Source organism: Curtobacterium sp. PhB78, assembly GCF_003751685.1.
Taxonomy (GTDB): Bacteria; Actinomycetota; Actinomycetes; order Actinomycetales; family Microbacteriaceae; genus Curtobacterium.
On record NZ_RKIA01000006.1, the window covers coordinates 117,480 to 138,352 of the forward strand.

19 protein-coding genes are annotated in these 20,873 nt (G+C 70.5%); 16 read left to right on the forward strand and 3 right to left on the reverse strand.

What is annotated here, in order from left to right; translation table 11 throughout:
- The first annotated feature begins 33 nt into the window (after nucleotides 1-33).
- The 5 genes from EDF53_RS14860 to rbfA all read left to right on the forward strand — a co-directional run bounded on the left by EDF53_RS14860 (nucleotide 34) and on the right by rbfA (nucleotide 6,835).
- A complete protein-coding gene (locus tag EDF53_RS14860; protein WP_123294299.1) occupies nucleotides 34-1,785 on the forward strand; it encodes a proline--tRNA ligase in 1,752 nt (583 codons plus the stop codon).
- Nucleotides 1,786-1,959: 174 nt separating this feature from the next.
- On the forward strand, nucleotides 1,960-2,955 hold the full coding sequence (nusA, locus tag EDF53_RS14865) for a transcription termination factor NusA (RefSeq protein WP_111083890.1): 996 nt from the start codon (nucleotides 1,960-1,962) through the stop codon (nucleotides 2,953-2,955).
- Nucleotides 2,956-3,021: 66 nt separating this feature from the next.
- Nucleotides 3,022-3,333 (forward strand): YlxR family protein, encoded by a 312-nt coding sequence (locus EDF53_RS14870; RefSeq protein ID WP_111083891.1) that lies wholly within the window; start codon nucleotides 3,022-3,024, stop codon nucleotides 3,331-3,333.
- Nucleotides 3,334-3,406: 73 nt separating this feature from the next.
- The gene (infB, locus tag EDF53_RS14875; protein WP_123294300.1) at nucleotides 3,407-6,259 is read left to right on the forward strand and encodes a translation initiation factor IF-2; all 2,853 of its coding nucleotides are present in this window, start codon (nucleotides 3,407-3,409) and stop codon (nucleotides 6,257-6,259) included.
- 111 nt (nucleotides 6,260-6,370) lie between these two features.
- Nucleotides 6,371-6,835, forward strand: coding sequence for a 30S ribosome-binding factor RbfA (gene rbfA, locus EDF53_RS14880; protein WP_123294301.1), 465 nt, complete (start codon nucleotides 6,371-6,373; stop codon nucleotides 6,833-6,835).
- Nucleotides 6,836-6,907: 72 nt separating this feature from the next.
- On the opposite strand, the gene EDF53_RS14885 is transcribed toward rbfA, so the two are convergent.
- Complete coding sequence (locus EDF53_RS14885; protein ID WP_395873711.1) at nucleotides 6,908-7,828, reverse strand: A/G-specific adenine glycosylase; 921 nt, start codon at nucleotides 7,826-7,828, stop codon at nucleotides 6,908-6,910.
- Between the two features lie 22 nt (nucleotides 7,829-7,850).
- On the opposite strand from EDF53_RS14885, the gene EDF53_RS14890 reads away from it, so the two are divergent.
- Genes EDF53_RS14890 through EDF53_RS14910 form a run of 5 tightly spaced genes read left to right on the forward strand, consistent with a single transcriptional unit; the run spans nucleotide 7,851 to nucleotide 11,104 of the window.
- A complete protein-coding gene (locus tag EDF53_RS14890; protein ID WP_123294302.1) occupies nucleotides 7,851-8,297 on the forward strand; it encodes a hypothetical protein in 447 nt (148 codons plus the stop codon).
- 22 nt (nucleotides 8,298-8,319) lie between these two features.
- The gene (gene truB, locus EDF53_RS14895) at nucleotides 8,320-9,279 is read left to right on the forward strand and encodes a tRNA pseudouridine(55) synthase TruB (protein WP_123294303.1); all 960 of its coding nucleotides are present in this window, start codon (nucleotides 8,320-8,322) and stop codon (nucleotides 9,277-9,279) included.
- Nucleotides 9,276-9,641, forward strand: a complete 366-nt coding sequence (locus EDF53_RS14900; protein WP_111083896.1) for a hypothetical protein — start codon at nucleotides 9,276-9,278, stop codon at nucleotides 9,639-9,641. The genes truB and EDF53_RS14900 overlap by 4 nt, the downstream gene beginning before the upstream one ends.
- A 45-nt stretch (nucleotides 9,642-9,686) precedes the next feature.
- Nucleotides 9,687-10,133 (forward strand): hypothetical protein, encoded by a 447-nt coding sequence (locus tag EDF53_RS14905; RefSeq protein ID WP_123294304.1) that lies wholly within the window; start codon nucleotides 9,687-9,689, stop codon nucleotides 10,131-10,133.
- Nucleotides 10,134-10,141: 8 nt separating this feature from the next.
- On the forward strand, nucleotides 10,142-11,104 hold the full coding sequence (locus EDF53_RS14910) for a bifunctional riboflavin kinase/FAD synthetase (RefSeq protein ID WP_123294305.1): 963 nt from the start codon (nucleotides 10,142-10,144) through the stop codon (nucleotides 11,102-11,104).
- Between the two features lie 91 nt (nucleotides 11,105-11,195).
- On the opposite strand, the gene EDF53_RS14915 is transcribed toward EDF53_RS14910, so the two are convergent.
- Together EDF53_RS14915 and EDF53_RS14920 are read right to left on the reverse strand one after the other, a co-directional pair.
- Nucleotides 11,196-12,428 (reverse strand): DUF349 domain-containing protein, encoded by a 1,233-nt coding sequence (locus EDF53_RS14915; protein WP_173168634.1) that lies wholly within the window; start codon nucleotides 12,426-12,428, stop codon nucleotides 11,196-11,198.
- 113 nt (nucleotides 12,429-12,541) lie between these two features.
- On the reverse strand, nucleotides 12,542-13,360 hold the full coding sequence (locus EDF53_RS14920) for a peptidylprolyl isomerase (RefSeq protein ID WP_123294306.1): 819 nt from the start codon (nucleotides 13,358-13,360) through the stop codon (nucleotides 12,542-12,544).
- 129 nt (nucleotides 13,361-13,489) lie between these two features.
- On the opposite strand from EDF53_RS14920, the gene EDF53_RS14925 reads away from it, so the two are divergent.
- The 6 genes from EDF53_RS14925 to mltG all read left to right on the forward strand — a co-directional run bounded on the left by EDF53_RS14925 (nucleotide 13,490) and on the right by mltG (nucleotide 20,870).
- Nucleotides 13,490-14,842, forward strand: coding sequence for a replication-associated recombination protein A (locus tag EDF53_RS14925; RefSeq protein WP_111084157.1), 1,353 nt, complete (start codon nucleotides 13,490-13,492; stop codon nucleotides 14,840-14,842).
- 223 nt (nucleotides 14,843-15,065) lie between these two features.
- The gene (gene rpsD, locus EDF53_RS14930) at nucleotides 15,066-15,695 is read left to right on the forward strand and encodes a 30S ribosomal protein S4 (protein WP_111083900.1); all 630 of its coding nucleotides are present in this window, start codon (nucleotides 15,066-15,068) and stop codon (nucleotides 15,693-15,695) included.
- 132 nt (nucleotides 15,696-15,827) lie between these two features.
- The gene (locus EDF53_RS14935) at nucleotides 15,828-16,010 is read left to right on the forward strand and encodes a hypothetical protein (protein ID WP_111083901.1); all 183 of its coding nucleotides are present in this window, start codon (nucleotides 15,828-15,830) and stop codon (nucleotides 16,008-16,010) included.
- Nucleotides 16,011-16,090: 80 nt separating this feature from the next.
- Nucleotides 16,091-18,748, forward strand: a complete 2,658-nt coding sequence (gene alaS, locus EDF53_RS14940; protein ID WP_123294307.1) for an alanine--tRNA ligase — start codon at nucleotides 16,091-16,093, stop codon at nucleotides 18,746-18,748.
- Nucleotides 18,749-18,756: 8 nt separating this feature from the next.
- Nucleotides 18,757-19,200: a Holliday junction resolvase RuvX gene (ruvX, locus tag EDF53_RS14945; RefSeq protein ID WP_185021077.1), complete on the forward strand. Its 444-nt coding sequence runs from the start codon at nucleotides 18,757-18,759 to the stop codon at nucleotides 19,198-19,200.
- An 89-nt stretch (nucleotides 19,201-19,289) separates the two neighbouring features.
- Nucleotides 19,290-20,870, forward strand: coding sequence for an endolytic transglycosylase MltG (mltG, locus tag EDF53_RS19720; protein WP_260215826.1), 1,581 nt, complete (start codon nucleotides 19,290-19,292; stop codon nucleotides 20,868-20,870).
- Nucleotides 20,871-20,873: the final 3 nt, after the last annotated feature.

A 20,873-nucleotide genomic window follows, 5' to 3' on the forward strand; every position in this document is an offset into this window, starting at 1 on the left:
CCCGCGGTGCGCGCACGCCGCTAGGCTGGCCCCGTGGTCACACGGCTTTCGCATCTGTTCCTCCGTACGCTCCGCGACGACCCCTCCGACGCCGAGGTGACGAGCCACAAGCTGCTCGTCCGCGCCGGGTACGTCCGTCGCCAGTCCCCGGGGATCTTCGCCTGGCTGCCGCTCGGTCTCCGGGTGCGCGCCAAGATCGAGGGGATCATCCGCGACGAGATGGTCGCTGCCGGTGCGCAGGAAGTGCTGCTGCCGGCGCTGCTGCCGCGCGAGCCGTACGAGGCGACGAACCGCTGGACCGAGTACGGCGACGGCATGTTCCGCCTGCAGGACCGCAAGGGTTCCGACTACCTGCTCGCCCCCACGCACGAAGAGATGTTCGCGCTGCTGGTGAAGGACCTGTACTCGTCGTACAAGGACCTCCCCGTCACGCTGTTCCAGATCCAGGACAAGTACCGCGACGAAGCACGCCCGCGCGCGGGTCTGCTGCGCGGTCGCGAGTTCACCATGAAGGACGCCTACTCGTTCGACCTCACCGACGAGGGCCTCGAGCGCAGCTACCAGGTCATGCGCGACGCGTACGAGAAGATCTTCGCCCGCCTCGGCCTCGAGTACGTCATCGTCAAGGCGGACGCCGGCGCGATGGGCGGCTCCAAGTCGGAGGAGTTCCTGCACCCGATCGCCGTCGGCGAGGACACCTTCGTCCGCAGTGCCAACGGCTACGCGGCGAACGTCGAGGCCTACGTCACGCCCGTGCCCGCGTCGCTGCCGATCGAGGGGCAGCCCGACGCGGTGCTCCTGCCGTCGTCGGACACCCCGACGATCGACACGCTCGTCGCCCACGCGAACGAGGTCGCCCCGCGCGACGGCGCGCCGTGGACCGCCGCGGACACGCTGAAGAACGTCGTCCTCGCCCTCACGCACCTGGACGGCACGCGCGAGGTCGTGGTCGTCGGGCTCCCCGGTGACCGCGACGTCGACCTGAAGCGCGCCGAGGTGGCGTTCGCCCCGGCCGAGGTCGAAGCCGCAGGCGACGACGACTTCAAGAAGCACAAGGGCCTGGTCAAGGGCTACATCGGCCCGCAGGTCCTCGGCGCCGACAGCGCCACGGGGATCCGGTACTTCGTCGACCCGCGCGTGGTCGACGGCACGGCCTGGGTCACCGGCGCCAACGAGCGCGGCGTGCACGTCTCCGGCCTGGTCGCCGGCCGTGACTTCGTGGCCGACGGTGTCGCCGAGGTCTCGGACGTCCGCGCGGGGGACCCGTCGCCCGACGGCTCGGGTCCGCTCGAGACCGCCCGCGGCATGGAGATCGGGCACGTCTTCCAGCTCGGCCGCAAGTACGCCGAGGCCCTGGGCCTCAAGGTGCAGGACGAGAACGGCAAGCTCGCGACCGTCACGATGGGCTCGTACGGCATCGGCGTGACGCGTATCCTGGCGATCCTGGCCGAGGCGCACAACGACGACAAGGGCCTGGCCTGGCCGAAGAACGTCGCACCGTTCGACGTGCACATCGTCGCCACCGGCCGTGACCAGGTCGCCTACGAGCTGGCGACGTCGATCGTCGCCGAGCTCGAGGGTGAGCGGTTCGACGTGCTCCACGACGACCGTCCGAAGGTGTCGCCCGGCGTCAAGCTCCGCGACGCCGAGCTGCTCGGCATGCCGATCGTGGTCGTCGCCGGCCGCGGCGCCGCCGACGGCGTCGTCGAGCTGTGGAACCGTGCCAGCGGCGAACGCCGCGACGTGCCGGTCGCCGAGCTGCTCGACGCGGTCCGCGCGATCTAGCGGGTCGCGTCCTGGACGCGACCACCCAACGGACGGGAGGCCCGTGGCGACGCCGCCACGGGCCTCCCGTCCGTTTCGGCTCGGGTCCGCGAGCCGCAGTGCGGTACGCTTGTGGCCGACTTCTGCGACGGTTCCATCCGCAGGAGCGACTCATCTGAATACGGAGGCACCTCGGTGAAGATCGATCTCGCAGTCCTGCGACTCATGGAGCGCGAGCGGGAGATCCCGTTCGACGAACTGGTCCAGATCATCGAATCTGCCATCCTGACCGCCTACCAGAAGCACGCCGAAGAGAACGGCGAGCCGGCCCACGCGCAGTCGCGTGTCGAGCTCGACCGCAAGTCCGGCGAGGTCAGTGTCTACGTCCCCGAGCTCGACGACGAGGGCACCGTCATCGGTGAAGCCGTCGACCAGCCGAGCGACTTCGGTCGCATCGCGGCCTTCGCGGCGAAGCAGGTCATCAACCAGCGCCTGCGCGACATCGGTGACGACAAGATCCTCGGCGAGTTCCGCGGCAAGGAAGGCGACATCGTCGCCGGGGTGGTCCAGCAGGGCCCGAACCCGCGCATGGTGATGGTCGACCTCGGCACGGTCGAGGCGATCCTGCCGCCCGAAGAGCAGGTGCCGGGCGAGTCCTACGCGCACGGTTCGCGCATCCGCGTGTACGTGACGAGCGTCGCCCGCGGCAACAAGGGCCCGCAGATCACGGTGTCGCGCACCCACCCGGGCCTGGTCCGGAAGCTCTTCGCCCTCGAGGTGCCGGAGATCGCCTCGGGCGTCGTGGAGATCACGTCGCTCGCGCGCGAAGCCGGCCACCGCACGAAGATCGCGGTCAAGGCGAACGAGCCCGGCGTCAACGCGAAGGGTGCCTGCATCGGCGAGCTGGGCGCGCGCGTCCGTGCCGTCACCAACGAGCTCGGTGCCGAGAAGGTCGACATCGTGGACTGGTCCCCGGACCTGTCGGCGTTCGTCGCGAGTGCCCTGTCGCCGGCCAAGGTGACCAGCGCCTTCGTGCTCGACGCGTCGACCAAGGCCGTCCGCGCACTCGTGCCGGACTACCAGCTGTCGCTCGCGATCGGCAAGGAAGGGCAGAACGCCCGCCTGGCTGCCAAGCTCACCGGGGCCCGGATCGACATCCAGCCGGACTCCATCCTGGACGGCGACGACTAGGCGATTTCGCCGCCGGCGTGCCCAGAAGGGCGCGCCGGATCGCGGACGTCCGAGGCAAGGAGTAGAGTGGTTCCCGTCAGAACGTGCATCGGCAGTCGTCGTCGCGCTTCCCGATCCTCACTCCTCCGAGTCGTCGCCCTGAGCGATGGCCGCGTCGTGGCGGATCCGAAGGCAGTCATGCCGGGCCGGGGAGCTTGGCTCACACCGACCGTCGATGCCTACGATCTGGCCGTCAAGCGCAGGGCTTTCCGCCGTGCGCTCCGGTTGGATCGCGATCCCGACACGTCCGCGGTGCTCGACCACATCGTCGGCCTCTCACGAGCGTCGACCGAGCGCCCGGACATGACAGAACAGGCTGAACGGCTTATGGACAACTGATGAGCGGCTCGAAATGAGACCCGTCATCCATTGAGTCCTGCCCTTTACGGGGTGGGACCCGTGAAGGAGAACAGTGGCTAAACCACGCGTACACGAGATCGCAAGCGAACTCGGCGTCGACAGCAAGACCGCACTCGAGAAGCTCAAGGAGCTCGGCGAGTTCGTTCGGGGTGCCAGCTCGAGCATCGAGCCCCCCGTTGCCCGGAAGCTCCGTGCCGCCCTGCAGGCGGACGGTGTCCCGGCATCCAAGCCCGCAGCCTCGGCCCCCGCGCCGAGCACGCCGGCCAAGAGCAGCACGCCCGCGTCCGGCGCGCCGAAGCCCGGTGGCCCGCGCCCCGGCCCGGTCCGTCCGGCACCCGCACCGGAGCCCGAGGTCCAGGCAGCACCTGCTGCCGAGGACGTCCCGACCCCGGCCGCACCGAAGTCCGTCGCCCAGCGACAGGCCGAGGCCGAGGCCGCACAGAAGGCCCGTGCCGAGAAGGCCGCCGCCGAGCAGCAGGCTGCCACGCAGCCGGCCGACTCGACCGGTGACGAGCCGAAGACCGACGCGGTGAAGCCTGGCTCGAGTGCCAAGCCCGCCGCTGCCGGTCCCAAGCCCGGTGGCCCGAAGCCCGGCGCACGTCCGGGCAACAACCCCTACGCGTCGAACCAGGGCATGGGCTCGCGCCCGCCGCGCCCCGGCAACAACCCCTTCGCTTCGAACCAGGGCATGGGCCAGCGCCCCGCCGCTGGTGCCGGTGGAGCGGGCATCCCGCGTCCGCAGCCCCCGCGTCCCGGCGTCCCGCGTCCGGGTGCACCGCGTCCGGGTGGACCCGGTCAGGCGAACCGTCCCAACGGCTTCGGGCAGCGCCCGGGCCAGGGTGGCGGTCGTGGCGGCCCCGGTGGCGCCCGTCCGGGTGCCGGCGGCGGTGCCGGTGGCGGCTTCCCGCGTCCGGCCTTCAGCGGCCCGCGTCCCGCCGGTGGCGGTGGCCGTGGTCGTGGCCCCGGTGGTGGTACCGCCGGTGCGTTCGGTCGCGGTGGCGGCAAGAGCCGTGCCCGCAAGTCGAAGCGGACGAAGCGCGCCGAGTACGAGATGCGTCAGGCCCCGTCGCTCGGCGGTGTGCAGGTCCCTCGTGGCGACGGCAACACGGTCGTCCGACTCCGTCGCGGTGCGAGCATCTCGGACTTCGCGGACAAGATCGACGCCATGCCCGGCAACCTGGTCACGGTGCTGTTCCACCTCGGTGAGATGGCGACCGCAACCGAGTCGCTGGACGAGGCGACGTTCGAGGTCCTCGGTGACGAGCTGGGCTACAAGATCCAGATCGTTTCGCCCGAGGACGAGGACAAGGAGCTCCTCGAGGGCTTCGACATCGACATCGATGCCGAGTACGCCGACGAGGACGACTCCGTCCTGCAGGTCCGTCCCCCCGTCGTGACCGTCATGGGTCACGTCGACCACGGTAAGACGCGACTGCTCGACGCGATCCGGAACTCGAAGGTCGTCGAGGGTGAAGCCGGTGGCATCACCCAGCACATCGGTGCGTACCAGATCGTCACCGAGCACGAGGGCATCGAGCGTCCGATCACGTTCATCGACACCCCGGGTCACGAGGCCTTCACGGCCATGCGTGCTCGTGGTGCGCAGGTCACCGACATCGCGATCCTCGTGGTCGCGGCGGACGACGGCATCATGCCCCAGACGATCGAGGCGCTGAACCACGCGCAGTCGGCCAACGTGCCGATCGTGGTCGCGGTGAACAAGATCGACAAGGAAGGCGCGAACCCGGCCAAGGTCCGCCAGCAGCTCACCGAGTACAACCTGGTGGCGGAGGAGTACGGCGGAGACGTCATGTTCGTCGACGTCTCGGCTCGGCAGAACATCGGCATCCAGGACCTCCTGGACGCCGTGCTGCTCACCGCTGATGCCGGGCTCGACCTGCGTGCGAACCCCGACAAGGACGCCCGCGGCGTCGCGATCGAAGCACGGCTCGACAAGGGCCGTGGTGCGGTGGCGACCGTCCTCATCCAGTCCGGAACGCTGCACGTCGGCGACGCCATCGTGGCGGGCACGGCCTACGGCCGCGTCCGTGCGATGACCGACGAGAACGGTGTCGCGGTCAAGGCCGCCACGCCGAGCCGCCCGGTCCAGGTGCAGGGTCTGTCCTCGGTGCCCCGCGCCGGTGACACGTTCCTCGTCACCGAAGAGGACCGCACGGCACGTCAGATCGCCGAGAAGCGTGAAGCCGCCGAGCGCAACGCCCAGCTGGCCAAGGCCCGCAAGCGCATCTCGCTCGAGGACTTCACCCGTGCACTCGAAGAGGGCAAGGTCGACTCGCTCAACCTCATCATCAAGGGTGACGTCTCCGGTGCCGTCGAGGCACTCGAGCAGTCGCTCCTGGACATCGAGGTCGACGACAGCGTCCAGCTCCGCATCCTCCACCGCGGTGTCGGTGCGATCACGGAGTCGGACATCGACCTCGCCACGATCGACAACGCCATCGTGGTCGGCTTCAACGTCCGTCCGGACGTCAAGGCCCGCGAGCGTGCGGCGCGCGAAGGCATCGACGTGCGCTTCTACTCGGTCATCTACAACGCACTCGACGACATCGAGCAGTCCCTCAAGGGCATGCTCAAGCCCGAGTACGAAGAGGTCCAGTCCGGTGTCGCCGAGATCCGCGAGGTCTTCAGCTCCTCGAAGTTCGGCAACATCGCGGGTGTCATCGTCCGCTCCGGCACGATCACGCGCAACGCCAAGGCGCGCGTCATCCGTGACGGTGTGGTCCTGGCCGACGGACTGGCGATCGAGTCGCTCCGTCGCTTCAAGGACGACGTCACCGAGGTCCGTACGGACTTCGAGGCCGGTATCGGTCTCGGCAAGTTCAACGATCTCCAGATCGGTGACGAGATCGAGACCACCGAGCTCGTCGAGAAGCCGCGCGACTGATCGTGTGACTACCCTGGGCCCCGGCCTCCCTTCGCGGGAGGTCGGGGCCCGACCCCTTTCCACGCAGAACCACCGGCGGGAAACGTCCCGCCACTGCCTCAGGAGGCACCCATGGCCGATCCGCAGCGCGCACGCAAGATGGCGGACCGCATCAAGGAAGTCGTCGCACGCCGTCTCGACAAGGGTCTGCGCGACCCGCGTCTCGGGTTCGTGACGATCACCGACGTCCGCGTGACCGGAGACCTGCAGCACGCATCGGTCTTCTACACCGTGTACGGCACCGACGAGGAGCGCGCCGACTCCGCCGCGGCACTCAAGGCCGCGACCGGCATGCTCCGCTCCGAGGTCGGCAAGAACATCACGGCGCGGCTCACCCCGTCGCTCGAGTTCATCGCCGACGCACTGCCGGAGACCTCGGCGCACATGGAGGACCTGCTCGTGCAGGCCCAGGTGCGTGACGAGCAGGTGCGAGCTGCGTCGGTCGGTGCGACGTTCGCCGGCGACGCCGACCCGTACAAGCACGACGAGGACGAGGACGACGAGTCCGACGATGAGCAGGACGTGGCGCGGGCGTAGCCCGACGAGCGTCCGAGCGCCCCGCTGCACCGTGTGCGGCGGGGCGCTCGTGCGTCGTGCCCGGCGGAGACGTCAGGCGTCCGGCAGCCGGTACCCGGTGGCGTCGTCGCCGACGGCCAGCCCGTCGCGCAGGAGCGACGCGAGCGCTCGGTCCCGCTGCTCGGCGTCCGGCCAGACCGGTTCGATCTCCGACCGTGCGACCGGCACGTCGCTCGCGCGCAGCTCGGCCATGATCAGCCCGCGCACCTGCCGGTCGCTGCCGGCGAACTTCGCCTGCTTCGGGGCGCGTGGCCCGTCGTGTTCGGGGTACCCGGCCGCACGCCAGGCGCAGCGGTCCGCGATCGGGCACGCGTCGCACGCGGGGGAGCGGGCGACGCACACGAGCGCTCCGAGTTCCATCACCGCCGCGTTCGTCGCAGCGGCGTCGTCGCGGTCGGCCGGCAGCACGGACTCCATCAGGGGCAGGTCGTCCTTGGCCTTCGCCGGCCCGGGCTCGCCCTGGCCGAGGAGCGCGCGCTTCAGGACCCGCCGCACGTTGACGTCAACGACCGGGTGCCGGTCGCCGTACGCGAACACGGCGACGGCCCGTGCCGTGTAGTCGCCGATCCCCGGCAGCGCGAGCAGCGCCTCGACGTCCCGTGGGACGACGTTGCCGTGCTCGGTGGCGATCACCGTGGCCGCCGCGTGCAGCGCGAGCGCGCGTCTCGGGTAGCCGAGCCGGTCCCAGGCACGCACCGCGTCCGCCGGGGGCGACACCGCGAGGTCCGCAGGCGTCGGCCACCGGGTGAGCCACGCCTCCAGTCGGGGGATCACGCGCGCGACCTGCGTCTGCTGCAGCATGATCTCGCTGACCAGGGTGCCCCACGCGGGGAAGCCGGGGCGACGCCACGGCAGGTCGCGGGCCTCCTGTCGGAACCAGGTGGTCAACGGGGTCGCGATGTCGGGGACGCTCGCGTTCTCCACATCTGGCCGGGAGGCCCTGCTCGCGTTCACCACGACAGCCTACGGTGGACACATGGCACGCTGGGCACCCGAAGAGACCGACACGATGGCCGCGATCGCTGCTGAGGTGATCGCGCAGGTCGGCACGAACCGGACCGTGATCGGCATCGACGGGCAGGCCGGCACCGATCTCGAACACGTCGCCGCCACGCTGGTGGCCGGCTTCGAGCAGCACGGGGTGTCCGCGATGGCCGCGACGGCGCCGTCCGCCGATGCCGACACGCTGCGCGACGAGGTGGTCGCCCCGTTCCGCACCACCGGCGCCGGTGACGGCGTGCTGGTCGTGCACGGGCCCGGACTACTGGCTCCGGGGGTCCGCGGGCTCTGGCGCTGGTCGCTGTGGGTCGAGCAGGAAGCCGGCCGGCTCGAACGTCGGGCGGACGTCAAGATCGCCGCCTCCGCCGTCCTCGACGTCACCGATCCCGAGCACCCCCGTCGCGAGTGGAACGACGCCTGCTGACCGGCGCTGGTAATCTCCTCTGGTGCTCGAAACCGTGCCGGACGGCATCCTCCTCGTCGACAAACCGCAGGGGATCTCCAGCCACCGCGTCGTGTCGATCGCCCGCCGCCGCCTCGGTCTGAAGAAGGTCGGCCACGCGGGGACCCTCGACCCGATGGCGACCGGGCTGCTGCTCCTGGGGATCGGGCACTCCACCCGGTTGCTCACCCACCTGGTGGGCCTCGGCAAGACCTACACCGCCACCATCCGGCTCGGCGTGTCCACGGACTCCGACGACGCCGACGGCACCCCGACCGCCGCGACCGGCATCGCCGCAGCGGACGTCTCGGACGAGTCCGTCGAACGTGCCGTCGCCCTGCAGCGCGGCACGATCGACCAGGTCCCGTCCACCGTCAGCGCGATCAAGGTCGACGGGCGCCGCGCCTACGACCTGGCGCGCAAGGGCGAGACCGTCGAGCTGAAGTCCCGCACGGTCACCGTCTCGCGGTTCGACGTCACCGGCAGGAACGACCGCACCGTCACGGTCGACGGTGCCGAGGTGGCGGTCGTCGAACTCGACGTCGTCGTGACGTGCTCGTCCGGCACGTACGTCCGGGCCCTCGCACGCGACGTCGGCGCCGCCCTCGGCACCGGCGCGCACCTCACCGCGCTCCGCCGCACCCAGGTCGGTCCGTTCGACGTGGCCGACGCGATCGACCTCGAGGACGACGCCGTCGACGTCCGCGCGGCGCTCGCCCGTCCGGCCGACGTGGCACGCCGGTTGTTCTCGTCGGTGTCGCTCGACGCGGCCGCGGCGAAGGACCTGACCGACGGCAAGCGCGTCGCAGCCGACCACCCCGACTCGGACGAGCCGGTGGCCGCGGTGGCCGTCGACGACGACCGCCTCGTCGGACTGGTCTCGGTCCGGCGCGGACTGCTCCGGGTCATCACGAACTTCCCGGCGCCGGCTGCTCCGGCGTCGCAGAACGGGGCGCACGCGTGATCGAGTGGTTCATGTGGGTCCAGCTCGTCGTCGCGGTCCTGGCCGGGCTGTTCGCCGTCGTGGTCGGCTTCATCGGCTGGAAGCCGAACGACTACACCGTGGGGTCCCTCGCGCTCATCGAGGTCCTGCTCCTGGTGCAGGGCGTCATCTCGATCGTGCTGCCCGCGACGGGCAGCCCGCCGGACGGCAACGCCCTCGAGTTCGGGGTCTACGCCGTGTCGGTGCTCCTGGTGCCGCCGGCGGCCATCGTCTGGGCGCTCGTGGACCGCACGAAGTGGAGCACCGTCGTCCTCGGCGCCGGCGCCTTCACCGTCGCGGTCATGATCTACCGGATGTACCAGATCTGGTTCGCCCTGAACTGACGCCGAGCGTCATGGTGGTCCGCGCACGTCGGTAGAATCGGTGCAATGGCGACCAGATCCTCACTCGCGACCGGCATCGGCCGCGTCCTCATCGCCGTGTACGGCATCCTCGCCCTGGCGGCGACGGGCCGGAGCGTCGTCCAGATCATCGAGAAGTTCTCGTTCGCGCCGTTCGCGTACACGGTGAGCGCCATCGCCGCCGTCGTGTACATCGTGGCGATGATCGCCCTGATCGTGCCCGGACGCTTCTGGTACCGCGTCGCGTGCGTCACGATCGTGTTCGAGATGACCGGCGTCCTCGTCATCGGCACGCTCTCGCTGTTCGACCGGCAGCTCTTCCCCGACGACACGATCTGGTCGTACTACGGCATGGGCTACGCCTTCGCGCCGCTGGTGCTGCCGATCGCCGGACTCTGGTGGCTCCGCAAGCACCACCGCACCGCGACGGTCGAACCGGTGTCCGCATCGACCACCGCCCCCGTGGGCGAGTAGGAGCAGCCGTGCAGTTCTACGACGACATCGCCGACGTGGCCGAGGGCTTCGGTCCGAGCGCCGTCACGATCGGCAAGTTCGACGGCGTGCACGTCGGACACCGCGCGGTGATCGCGCACCTGGAGCGCGCCGCCCACGAACAGGGCCTGGTCGCCACCGTGGTGACGTTCGACCGGCACCCCCTCAACGTCATCGACCCGCAGCACGTCCCGCCGGCCCTCACGAGCACGGCGCAGCGGCGTGAGCTCCTCGACGACGCCGGGGTCGACGCCACCCTGCTGCTCCGCTTCGACGAGGAACTGCAGTCGAAGTCGCCCGAGGCGTTCGTGTCCGAGATCCTCGTCGACACCCTGCACGCCCGGCTCGTCTTCGTCGGCAGCGACTTCCGCTTCGGGGCGAAGGGTGCCGGCGACGTCGCCCTGCTCCGCGCCCTGGGGGAGCAGCACGGCTTCACGGTCGAGCTCATCGACGACGTCGACCTGGTGGACGACGTCCGCCCCGACGGCGAGCGGCGCGTCTCGTCGACCTGGATCCGCGAACTGCTCGGCGACGGGCGGGTGGCCGAGGCCGCCCGGCTGCTCGGGCGTGAGCACGCGGTCCGCAGCACCGTCGTGCACGGCAACCAGCGCGGGCGCGCCATGGGGTACCCGACGGCGAACCTCGACCCGGCGTTCGAGGGGTTCGCACCGGCCGACGGCGTCTACGCCGCGCGCGTGCTGCACGACGGCACGGTGTACCCGGCGGCCGTCTCGGTCGGCAACAACCCGACGTTCGAGGGCGTGCCCGCCAAGCAGATCGAGGCGCACCTGCTCGACGTCGACCTCGACCTGTACGGCGATCGCATCTCGGTGCTGTTCGTCTCGTACGTCCGCGGCATGGTGAAGTTCGACTCGATGGACGAGCTCGCCACGCAGATGCGGCAGGACGACCTCGACATCCGGTTGCTGCTGGGCCTGCCCACGCCGGTCTGAACGGCGGCGCCACACCGGACGCCAGCAGACGGCGCCACACGACGACGCCCCCGCGACCGATCGGTCACGGGGGCGTCGTCGTGTGCGGTGACTAGCTGCCGAGGGCGTCGAGCCAGATCTTGCGGGCGTCGAGCGCTTCCTGGGCGTCCTTGATCTTGCGGGCGTCGCCGGAGGCCTGCGCGTCGGCGAGCTCGGACTCGAGCTTGCCGATGGCGTCCTCGAGCTGGCTGGCGAGTCCGGTCTGCCGGGCCTTGCGCTCCGGGTTGGACTCCTTCCAGTGCGCGTCCTCGAGGCCACGCACGTGGTCCTCGATCGCACGCAGGCGGTCCTCGATGCGACGGACGTCTGCGCGGGGGACCTTGCCGACCTCGTCCCAGCGGCGCTGGATGCCGGTCAGGGTCTTGCGCGCAGCCACCCGGTCGGTCGCCTTGAGCAGCGGCTCGGCCTCGGTGAGCAGGGCCTGCTTCGCCTCGAGATTGCCGGAGAACTCTTCGTCCTCTGCCGCGCTCTCGGCGTGGCGCTGCTCGAACAGCACGTCACCGGCGGCCTTGAACCGCGCCCAGAGGGCGTCGTCGTGGCGCTTGCCGGCGCGCCCGGCGTTCTTCCAGTCGTCGAGCAGCTGGCGGTAGTCCGGGATCGCGTCGGACCCGCGCGAGGCGAGTGCCTCGGCCTGGGTCACGAGTTCCTGCTTGCGGGTGCGGGCGTCGCGGTGCTGCGCGTCGAGCTCGGAGTAGAACGCGCGACGGTGCTGGTCGACGGTGGACCGCGCTGCGCGGAACCGCTTCCAGAGCTCGTTGGCCTCGTTCTTGGGGATGCGCGGGCCGTCGTGCTGGTGCTGCTGCCAGCGGGCGAACACGTCGTCGAGCTGCGCGGTGATCTGCTTCCACTGCGCGCGTGCCGGGTCGACCGCCGCGAGTGCCTCGGCCTCTTCGACCAGGGCCGCACGGTGCGCCAGGGCGTCGTTCAGGGCCTGCTGCGCCTGCTCCGCCTGCTCCTTGGTGAGCGAGCCGAGCTGCTCGGTGAGCGCACCCACGCGGGTCTCGAGCGACTTGATGTCACCGACCACGCGGGCTTCGGCCACCAGGGTCGTCAGGTGCTCGACCGTCCGGGCGACGTCGTTCGCCGACGCACCACGCTGGACGCGCTGCTCGGCGATCTTCACCTGCCCCTCGAGGTCGGCGTACTTCCGCGCGAAGTAGGCGAGGGCTTCTTCGGGGGTGGCGTCCGGGTACTCACCGACAGCACGTTCGGTCTCTTCGTACCGGACGTACACGGTCCCGTTCTCGTCGACCCGCCCCCAGGTCGTTGCTTCGTCAGATCCCACAGGTCTCGCCTCGATCGTGGTCGTGCATCGCCGACGTCACCGTCGGCACGGTCAGGTCGTCAGCCTATTGCACGGACGGGCTCCGCGGCCCGCCGGACGCAACGGCTTGTGGACTACTTCTCCTGGGCGATGGTCGCCGCGGTGATCGTCGTCGCCACCTTCGGCTCACCGGTGCCGTCCTGGCCGGGCGACGAGATGCCCTTCGCGGCGATCTTCGACTCGAGTTCGGACAGGCCGCTCGTGACCTTCCCGACGACCGTGTAGCCGCCCGTGGAGCCGTCGAGCGTGGTGTCGCCGTAGACGATGAAGAACTGGGTCGACTGCGAGTACGGCGACGTCGACCGCGCGATCGCGATGGTGCCCTCGTCGTAGACGCCGTCGCTCGGGACGTTCTCGAGCGGGCCGTACTCGAACCCGGCGTCGCCCGTGCCGTCGCCGTTCGCCGAACCGCACTGCAGGAACTTCAGCCCGTCGCTGTCGGCGAGCCGGTGGCAGGTGGTGCCGTTGTAGAACTGCTCCTTGATCAACGAGATCTCGACGCTCGCGGCCTGCGGGGCCTTCGCGCCGTCCAGTTCGATGCCGAGGTCGATCGACTTGTTGAGCGTCAGCGAGCCCGTCCAGGTCGCGCCCTTCGCGATCTCCTTGCTCGGCACGTCGCCCGTGTTCGCCGCCGTGGCACTCGCCGAGGGCGTCGGTGTCGGCGTGGCCGTGGCGCTCGCGCTGGCGTCCGCCGACCCGTTCCCCTGCGAGCCCGCGAAGGCGAGCTGCGACCCGGTGGCCAGGGCGGCGACCAGTACGAGGACACCGGCGCCGACCAGGTTGTCGCGCACCCGCCGGCGGCGCTGCCGGTCGTGGAGTCCCTGGCGGGCCTGGTAGAGACGGAGGCGCTCGCGCGCCTCGCGGTTGTCGCGCGCTGGGTTCTTCGGTGCCACGGTGCTGTTCTGCCCTCTCGTCGCAGTGTGGAACGAGCGTATCCGAGTCGTCACCATCAACGGCCTGGGAGGCGCGGGGCTGTCAGTGGGTCGGCCTACGATTGGCGCATGGCAGCGGACCGTTCGAGCATGCGTGCGCCCACGACGGGTGGTCGCGCCGGTCTCGCGCAGGGTTCCGTCCCGCTCGCGGTCCGGATGCGCCCGACCAGCCTCGACGAGGTCGCCGGCCAGCAGCACCTGCTCGGCCGCGGGTCGCCGCTCGTGCAGCTCGCCACCGGTACCCGCGACAACCCGGGCGGTGTGTCGGTCATCCTCTGGGGTCCTCCCGGCACCGGCAAGACCACGTTGGCGCAGGCCATCGCGCGGCAGTCCGGGCGCGAGTTCGTCGAGCTCTCCGCGGTGACCGCCGGCGTCAAGGACGTGCGCGAGGTCATGGAGAAGGCCCTCACCCACCGCGACCTGTACGGGTCCACGACGGTGCTGTTCCTCGACGAGATCCACCGGTTCAGCAAGGCCCAGCAGGACGCCCTGCTGCCCGGGGTCGAGAACGGGTGGGTGATCCTCATCGCGGCCACCACCGAGAACCCGTCGTTCTCGGTCATCTCCCCGCTGCTGTCCCGGTCCCTGCTCCTGACGCTCAAGCCGCTCACCGACGCCGACCTCGGCATGCTCGTCGACCGTGCGGTGGAGGACCCCCGCGGCCTCGGTGGCGCGGTCGTCCTCGGTGACGAGGCACGTGGGGCCATCGTCCGGTTGGCCTCGGGTGACGCCCGACGCGCCCTCACGGCGCTCGAGGCTGCTGCGGCCTCGGCCACCGCGGCCCAGGACGACGACGACGACACCGTGCCGGTGGTCGACGCGGACACCGTCGCCGCGGCCGTCGACCGTGCACTGCTGCGGTACGACCGGCAGGGCGACGAGCACTACGACGTCATCAGCGCGTTCATCAAGTCGGTGCGGGGGAGCGACGTCGACGCCGCGCTGCACTACCTCGCGCGGATGATCGAGGCGGGCGAGGACTCCCGCTTCATCGCGCGCCGGATCATCATCTCGGCGTCCGAGGACATCGGCATGGCGGACCCGCAGGCGCTGCCCATCGCCGTCGCGGCGGCCCAGGCCGTGCAGCTCATCGGCATGCCCGAGGGCCGCATCCCCCTGGCCGAGGCCGTCGTGTACCTGGCGACCGCGCCGAAGTCGAACGCCGCCTACAACGGTGTGAACGCGGCGATGGCGGACGTCAAGGCCGGCCGGATGGGCACCGTGCCGATGCACCTGCGCGACGCGCACTACGCCGGGGCGAAGCGACTCGGCCACGGCAAGGGCTACGTCTACTCGCACGATGCCGAGCACGGGGTCGCCGAGCAGCAGTACCTGCCCGATGCGCTCGAGGGCACCGAGTACTACACCCCGACGGCGAACGGCTACGAGCGCGAGGTCGGTCCGCGGCTCGAACGACTCCGGAAGATCACCCGCGGGCAGTAGGACGGCACGTCGACTTCCTGCTAGCATTGCCGGGCCTACGTCCTGGTCCTCGAGCACGGCTGCGTTGAGGACAGAGTGCCACTCCGGTGGTACGGGGGCAGAGGTTCGGACTGTAGCCGTCCGATCCCACAGGCTCATCCCTCTGGATCCCGTCGTCGGGGCCACGGGCACTCGCGTGCCCGGCCTCCGGTGAGTATTCAGTTCGAACAGAGAAAAGGACCCTGTGTCTACCAAGTCACGTACCCGCAGCAAGACCCGCCTGTCGCGCGCACTCGGCATCCCGCTGACGCCGAAGGCGGCCCGTTACCTCGAGAAGCGCCCCTACGGCCCCGGTGAGCACGGCCGTACGCGCCGTCGTGCGGACAGCGACTACGCCGTCCGCCTCCGTGAGAAGCAGCGTCTGCGCGCCCAGTACGGCATCCGCGAGAAGCAGCTCCGCATCGTCTTCGAAGAGGCCCGCAAGACGAAGGGCCTGACCGGTGAGAACCTGGTCGAGCTCCTCGAGCAGCGCCTCGACGCCCTCGTGGTCCGTGCCGGCTTCGCCCGCACCACCGCGCAGGCCCGTCAGCTGATCGTGCACCGTCACCTGCTGGTCGACGGCAAGCTCGTGGACCGCCCCTCCTTCCGCGTCAAGGAGGGCCAGCTGATCCACGTCAAGCCGAAGTCCGAGTCGATGGAGCCCTTCCAGGTCGCCGCTGCCGGTGGCCACCAGGAAGTCCTGCCGAAGGTCCCGGGTTACCTCGAGGTCGAGATCGACAAGCTCCAGGCCCGCCTCGTGCGTCGCCCGAAGCGCGCCGAGGTCCCCGTGACCTGTGAAGTGCAGCTCGTCGTCGAGTACTACGCAGCTCGCTGATCCACTGATCACACCCGAACGGCGGGTCGTCCTCTCGAGGACGGCCCGCCGTTCGGCGTTCCGGCCCCGAAGTGCCCGGCGGCTAAGCTTGTCCGGGCATGCACCGCCAGGGTGCACAGAGGGAGAGGCACCGTGAAGCAGCTGTTCTTCGTCGCGGTCGGCGTCGTCATCGGGTTCGCCGTGGCGCACCAGGTCGCCAGGACCCCCGGAGGCGCACGGCTCTTCGCCGTCGTCGACGCGAGCACGAAGGCCTTCACGGGCGCGGTCGCCGACGGGTACCGGTCCCGCGGGGCCGAGCTCCGCACCGACGTCTGAGTCGTCGAGCTCCACCGCGGTCCGGCCGCACCGTCGTCCCGCCTCCACCTCCCACCCCCGACCTGAACCCAGGAAGCACCATGCAGACCGCAGAGATCCGCCGCCGTTGGCTCCAGTACTTCGGTGACCGCGGCCACACCGTCGTCCCGTCCGCGTCCCTCGTCTCCGACGACCCGTCGCTCCTCTTCACGGTCGCGGGCATGGTGCCGTTCATCCCGTACCTGACCGGGCTCGTCCCCGCGCCGTACCCCCGTGCCACGAGCGTGCAGAAGTGCATCCGCACGAACGACATCGAAGAGGTCGGCAAGACCCCTCGCCACGGCACGTTCTTCCAGATGAACGGCAACTTCTCGTTCGGCGACTACTTCAAGGAGCAGGCGATCCAGTTCGCCTGGGAGTTCCTGACGAACCCGGAGTCCGACGGCGGGCTCGGCTTCTCGCCCGACGACCTCTGGGTGACGGTCTACGAGGACGACGACGAGGCGATCGCGTTCTGGAAGCAGCACTCCTCCCTGCCCGAGGAGCGCATCCAGCGACTCGGCAAGGACACGAACTACTGGTCCACCGGCCAGCCCGGACCCGCAGGTCCCTGCTCCGAGATCTTCTTCGACCGCGGGCCCGAGTACGGCATCGACGGCGGCCCGGCCACCGACGACGACCGGTACGTCGAGATCTGGAACCTCGTGTTCATGCAGTACCAGATCGCGGACGTCCGCTCGAAGTACGACTTCGAGATCACCGGCGAGCTGCCGAACAAGAACATCGACACCGGCATGGGGCTCGAGCGCGTCGCCTTCATCAAGCAGGGCGTCGACAACATGTACGAGATCGACCAGGTCCGCCCGGTCCTCGACCGCGCGTCCGAGATCTCCGGCCGCCGCTACGGCGCCGTGCACGAGGACGACGTCCGCATGCGGGTCATCGCGGACCACGTGCGGTCCGCGCTCATGCTCATCGCCGACGGCGTGAGCCCGTCGAACGAGGGCCGCGGGTACATCCTGCGTCGTCTGCTGCGCCGCACGGTCCGTGCGATGCGCCTGCTCGGGGTCGAGACCGCGACGTTCCCGGAGCTGTTCCCGGCGTCCCGCGACGCGATGCGCGACGCCTACCCCGAGGTCGCCTCCGACTACGACCGCATCGCGCGGATCGCCTACGCGGAAGAGGAGACGTTCCTCCGCACGCTCGCGCAGGGCACGACGATCCTCGACGTCGCCGTCGAACGCGCGAAGCAGGACGGTGCGCCGTCCATCGGCGGGGACACCGCGTTCCTGCTGCACGACACCTTCGGGTTCCCGATCGACCTGACGATGGAGATGGCCGAAGAGGCCGGGGTCCACGTCGACCGGACCGCGTTCGAGACCCTGATGTCCGAGCAGCGTGCCCGGGCGAAGGCCGACGCGAAGAGCAAGAAGACCGCGATCGCCGACCTGAGCGTGTACAGCGCGTTCCGGGCGAAGGGCGAGACGGTCTTCCTCGGCTACGACGCGCTCGAGGCCGAGACGAACGTGCTCGGCATCATCGTCGGCGGCGTCAGCGTCGACCGGGCCGTGGCGGGCGACATCGCCGAGGTCGTCCTCGGCGAGACGTCGCTGTACGCCGAGTCGGGTGGCCAGGACGCCGACCAGGGATCGATCGTCGGCAACGGGTTCGACCTCGAGGTCCTCGACGTCCAGCGTCCCGTCGCCGGCCTCTGGAGCCACACCGTGCAGGTCCGCTCCGGCGAGGTCGGCGTGGGCGACGCGGCGAGCACCGTGGTCGACGCCGAGTACCGTCGTGGCGCCACGCAGGCGCACTCCGCGACGCACCTGGTGAACGCTGCGCTCCGCGACATCCTCGGCCCCGAAGCGCTGCAGGCGGGTTCGTACAACAAGTCCGGCTACATGCGCCTCGACTTCTCGTGGTCGCAGCCGATCTCGCTCGCGACCCGTTCCGAGATCGAGGAGGTCGTCAACACCGCGATCCGCACCGACCTCGAGGTCTCGACCCGCATCATGCCGATCGACGAGGCCAAGGCCCTCGGTGCGCAGGCGCTCTTCGGTGAGAAGTACGGCGCCGAGGTCCGCATGGTCGACATCGGTGGTCCGTGGTCGCGCGAGCTCTGCGGTGGGACGCACGTCGCCTCGAGTGCCCAGATCGGACTCGTCAACCTGGTGGGGGAGTCGAGCGTCGGGTCGACCAACCGTCGTGTCGAAGCGCTCGTCGGGCTCGAGGGTTTCCGTGACCTCGCGGTCGAGCGGACCATCGTCTCGCAGCTCTCCAGCGCGCTGAAGGCCCCCCGTGCCGACCTGCCCACGCGTGTGCAGTCGCTCATGGAGGACCTCCGCACCGCGCAGAAGCGGATCGCCGAGTTCGAGTCGGCGAACCTGCAGCAACGTGTCCCGTCGATCGCACGGACCGCGACGACCGTCGGCACGACGACCGTCGTGGCCGAGACCGTCGACGGCCTGCAGTCCGGCGACGACCTGCGCTCGCTGGCGACCGGGGTCCGTGCGCAGCTCGGTGACGGCGCTGCCGTCGTCGTGCTCGGTGCCGTGGTGAGCGGGAAGCCGATCGTGATCGTCGCGACGAACGACGCGGCGCGCTCCGCGGGCGTCCAGGCGGGTCCGCTCGCCAAGGAGGCCGCCGGTGTGCTCGGTGGTGGCGGCGGCGGCAAGCCGGACCTGGCCCAGGGCGGCGGCACCGACCCGGCTGCGCTCCCGGCTGCGCTCCGCGCCGTGACCGCTCGGATCGCGGGCTGATCGTGGCGATCCGGTCCGGGCGGCGGCTCGGCGTGGACGTCGGCCGTGCCCGGATCGGGATCGCCGTGTGCGACCGCGACGGGTTGCTGGCGACGCCGGTCGAGACCGTGCGCCGCGACGACTCGACCGACCTGCGTCGGATCCTCGAGATCGCGGACGAGTACGACGTGCTCGAGCTCGTCGTCGGACTGCCCCTGTCGATGTCCGGCGGCGACACCGCGTCGACCGAGGACGCCCGGGCGTTCGCCGCCCGGATCGCCGAGCGTCGCCCGGTCCGGCTGGTCGACGAACGGCTGTCCACGGTGACCGCGCAACGCGGACTGCACCAGGCCGGCAAGAACACGAAGAAGTCGCGGTCCGTGATCGACCAAGCGGCCGCTGTTATCATTCTGCAACACGCGCTCGACCACGAACGCAGTGCCGGTGCCCCTCCGGGCACCACGCTTCCCTGACAGGGCAACCCACCGCGACCCGGCTGCCCTTCCGTCACCCGAGGACGACGGTGCCCAGGCGGAGTTCCCGACCGAGAGACCGAGAACCGTTGGCAGACGATCTGGACTGGAACGCGATCATCGCGCCCGGCAACGAAGCCGAGCGGCGGAAGACCACTTCCGACCGCGCAGCAGGTACCGATGACCGTGACGACGCCGCGCGGGTGACCCCGCAGCCGGACCGTCCGATGTCCCGCCGCGAGGCTCGGGCGCTCGAAGCGGAACGCGCTCGTCGCGACGCCGTTCCCGGGCCCGACTCCGAGCCGGCACCCGAGGAGCTCGCCGCCGCCGACCGCGTGGACCCCGACTCGACCGCTCCCCGCGAGCAGCCGGCACCGGAGCCCGTGCGACCGCAGCAGGCGGCCCCCGAACTCCATCCCGAGGTCGCCGCGCTGCTGACCGGCGAGGTGCCCTCGGCGCCCGCCGCCGGCGGAGCCGGGTCCGACGGGCCCGACGGTACCGACGGCGCCGGGCGCACCGGTGGCGGTGGAGCCGCGGGAGGCGGCGGACGTGGTGGCCGTGGCGGACGCGGGGGAGCCTCCAGGCCGCCGCGCGAACCGCGCCCGAAGCGCCGACGCGGGCCGCTCATCGCCGGCATCGTGATCGTCGCCGTGGTCGTGGCCGGCGGGGTGAGCGCGTACGCGTTCGCCGCCCCGAAGATCCAGCAGATCGTCGCCGCGGTCAGCGGCTCGACCGAACCGGACGACTACACCGGCTCCGGCAAGGCCGAGGTCACCATCACGATCAAGCAGGGCGACATCGGCGAGAACGTCGCCGCGACGTTGCAGCGCAGCGGGGTCGTGAAGGACTCGAAGGTCTTCTACAAGCTGCTGCTGGCGTCGCCCGACGTGCAGTTCCAGCCGGGTTCGTACTCGCTGAAGAAGCAGATGAGCTCGAAGTCGGCCCTGGCCGCGCTGCAGGACGAGAAGAACCGCGTGCAGGCCTCGATCGTGATCCCCGAGGGCACCGCGCTGGCGGACATCGAGGCCGGCATGGTCTCGAAGGCCGGGCTCACCAAGACCGAGGTCGCCAAGGCCGCGAAGGACGTGTCCGCGTACGACCTGCCGTCCGGCGTCACCACGCTCGAGGGCTGGCTGTTCCCCGCGACGTACCCGATCAACCCGGGGTGGACCGCGGAGCAGTACTTCGGGTCGATGGTCGACACGATGAAGGAGCACCTGGCCGCCGCCGGCGTCAAGGAGGCCGACCAGGAGCACGTCATCGTGTTCGCGTCGCTCGTGCAGAAGGAAGCCGGCCTCGCCGCCGACTACCCGAAGGTCGCGCGGGTGTTCCAGAACCGGCTCGACCAGGGCATGCGCCTGCAGTCCGACGCCACCGTCGCCTACGGCACCGGCAACACCCACACCGTCACGACGACCGACGCAGAACGCGCCGACGAGTCGAACGCGTACAACACGTACGTGCACGAGGGGCTGCCGCCGGCACCGATCTCGAACCCCGGGGACATCGCCATCAAGGCCGTGACGAACGAGGCCCCGGGCAAGTGGCTGTACTTCGTGACGGTGAACCTGGAGACCGGCGAGACGGTGTTCTCGAACACCTACGACGAGCACCTCGTCGCCGTGAAGCAGTTCCAGGCGTGGCTCCGGGCGCACCCCGACTACCAGTAGGGC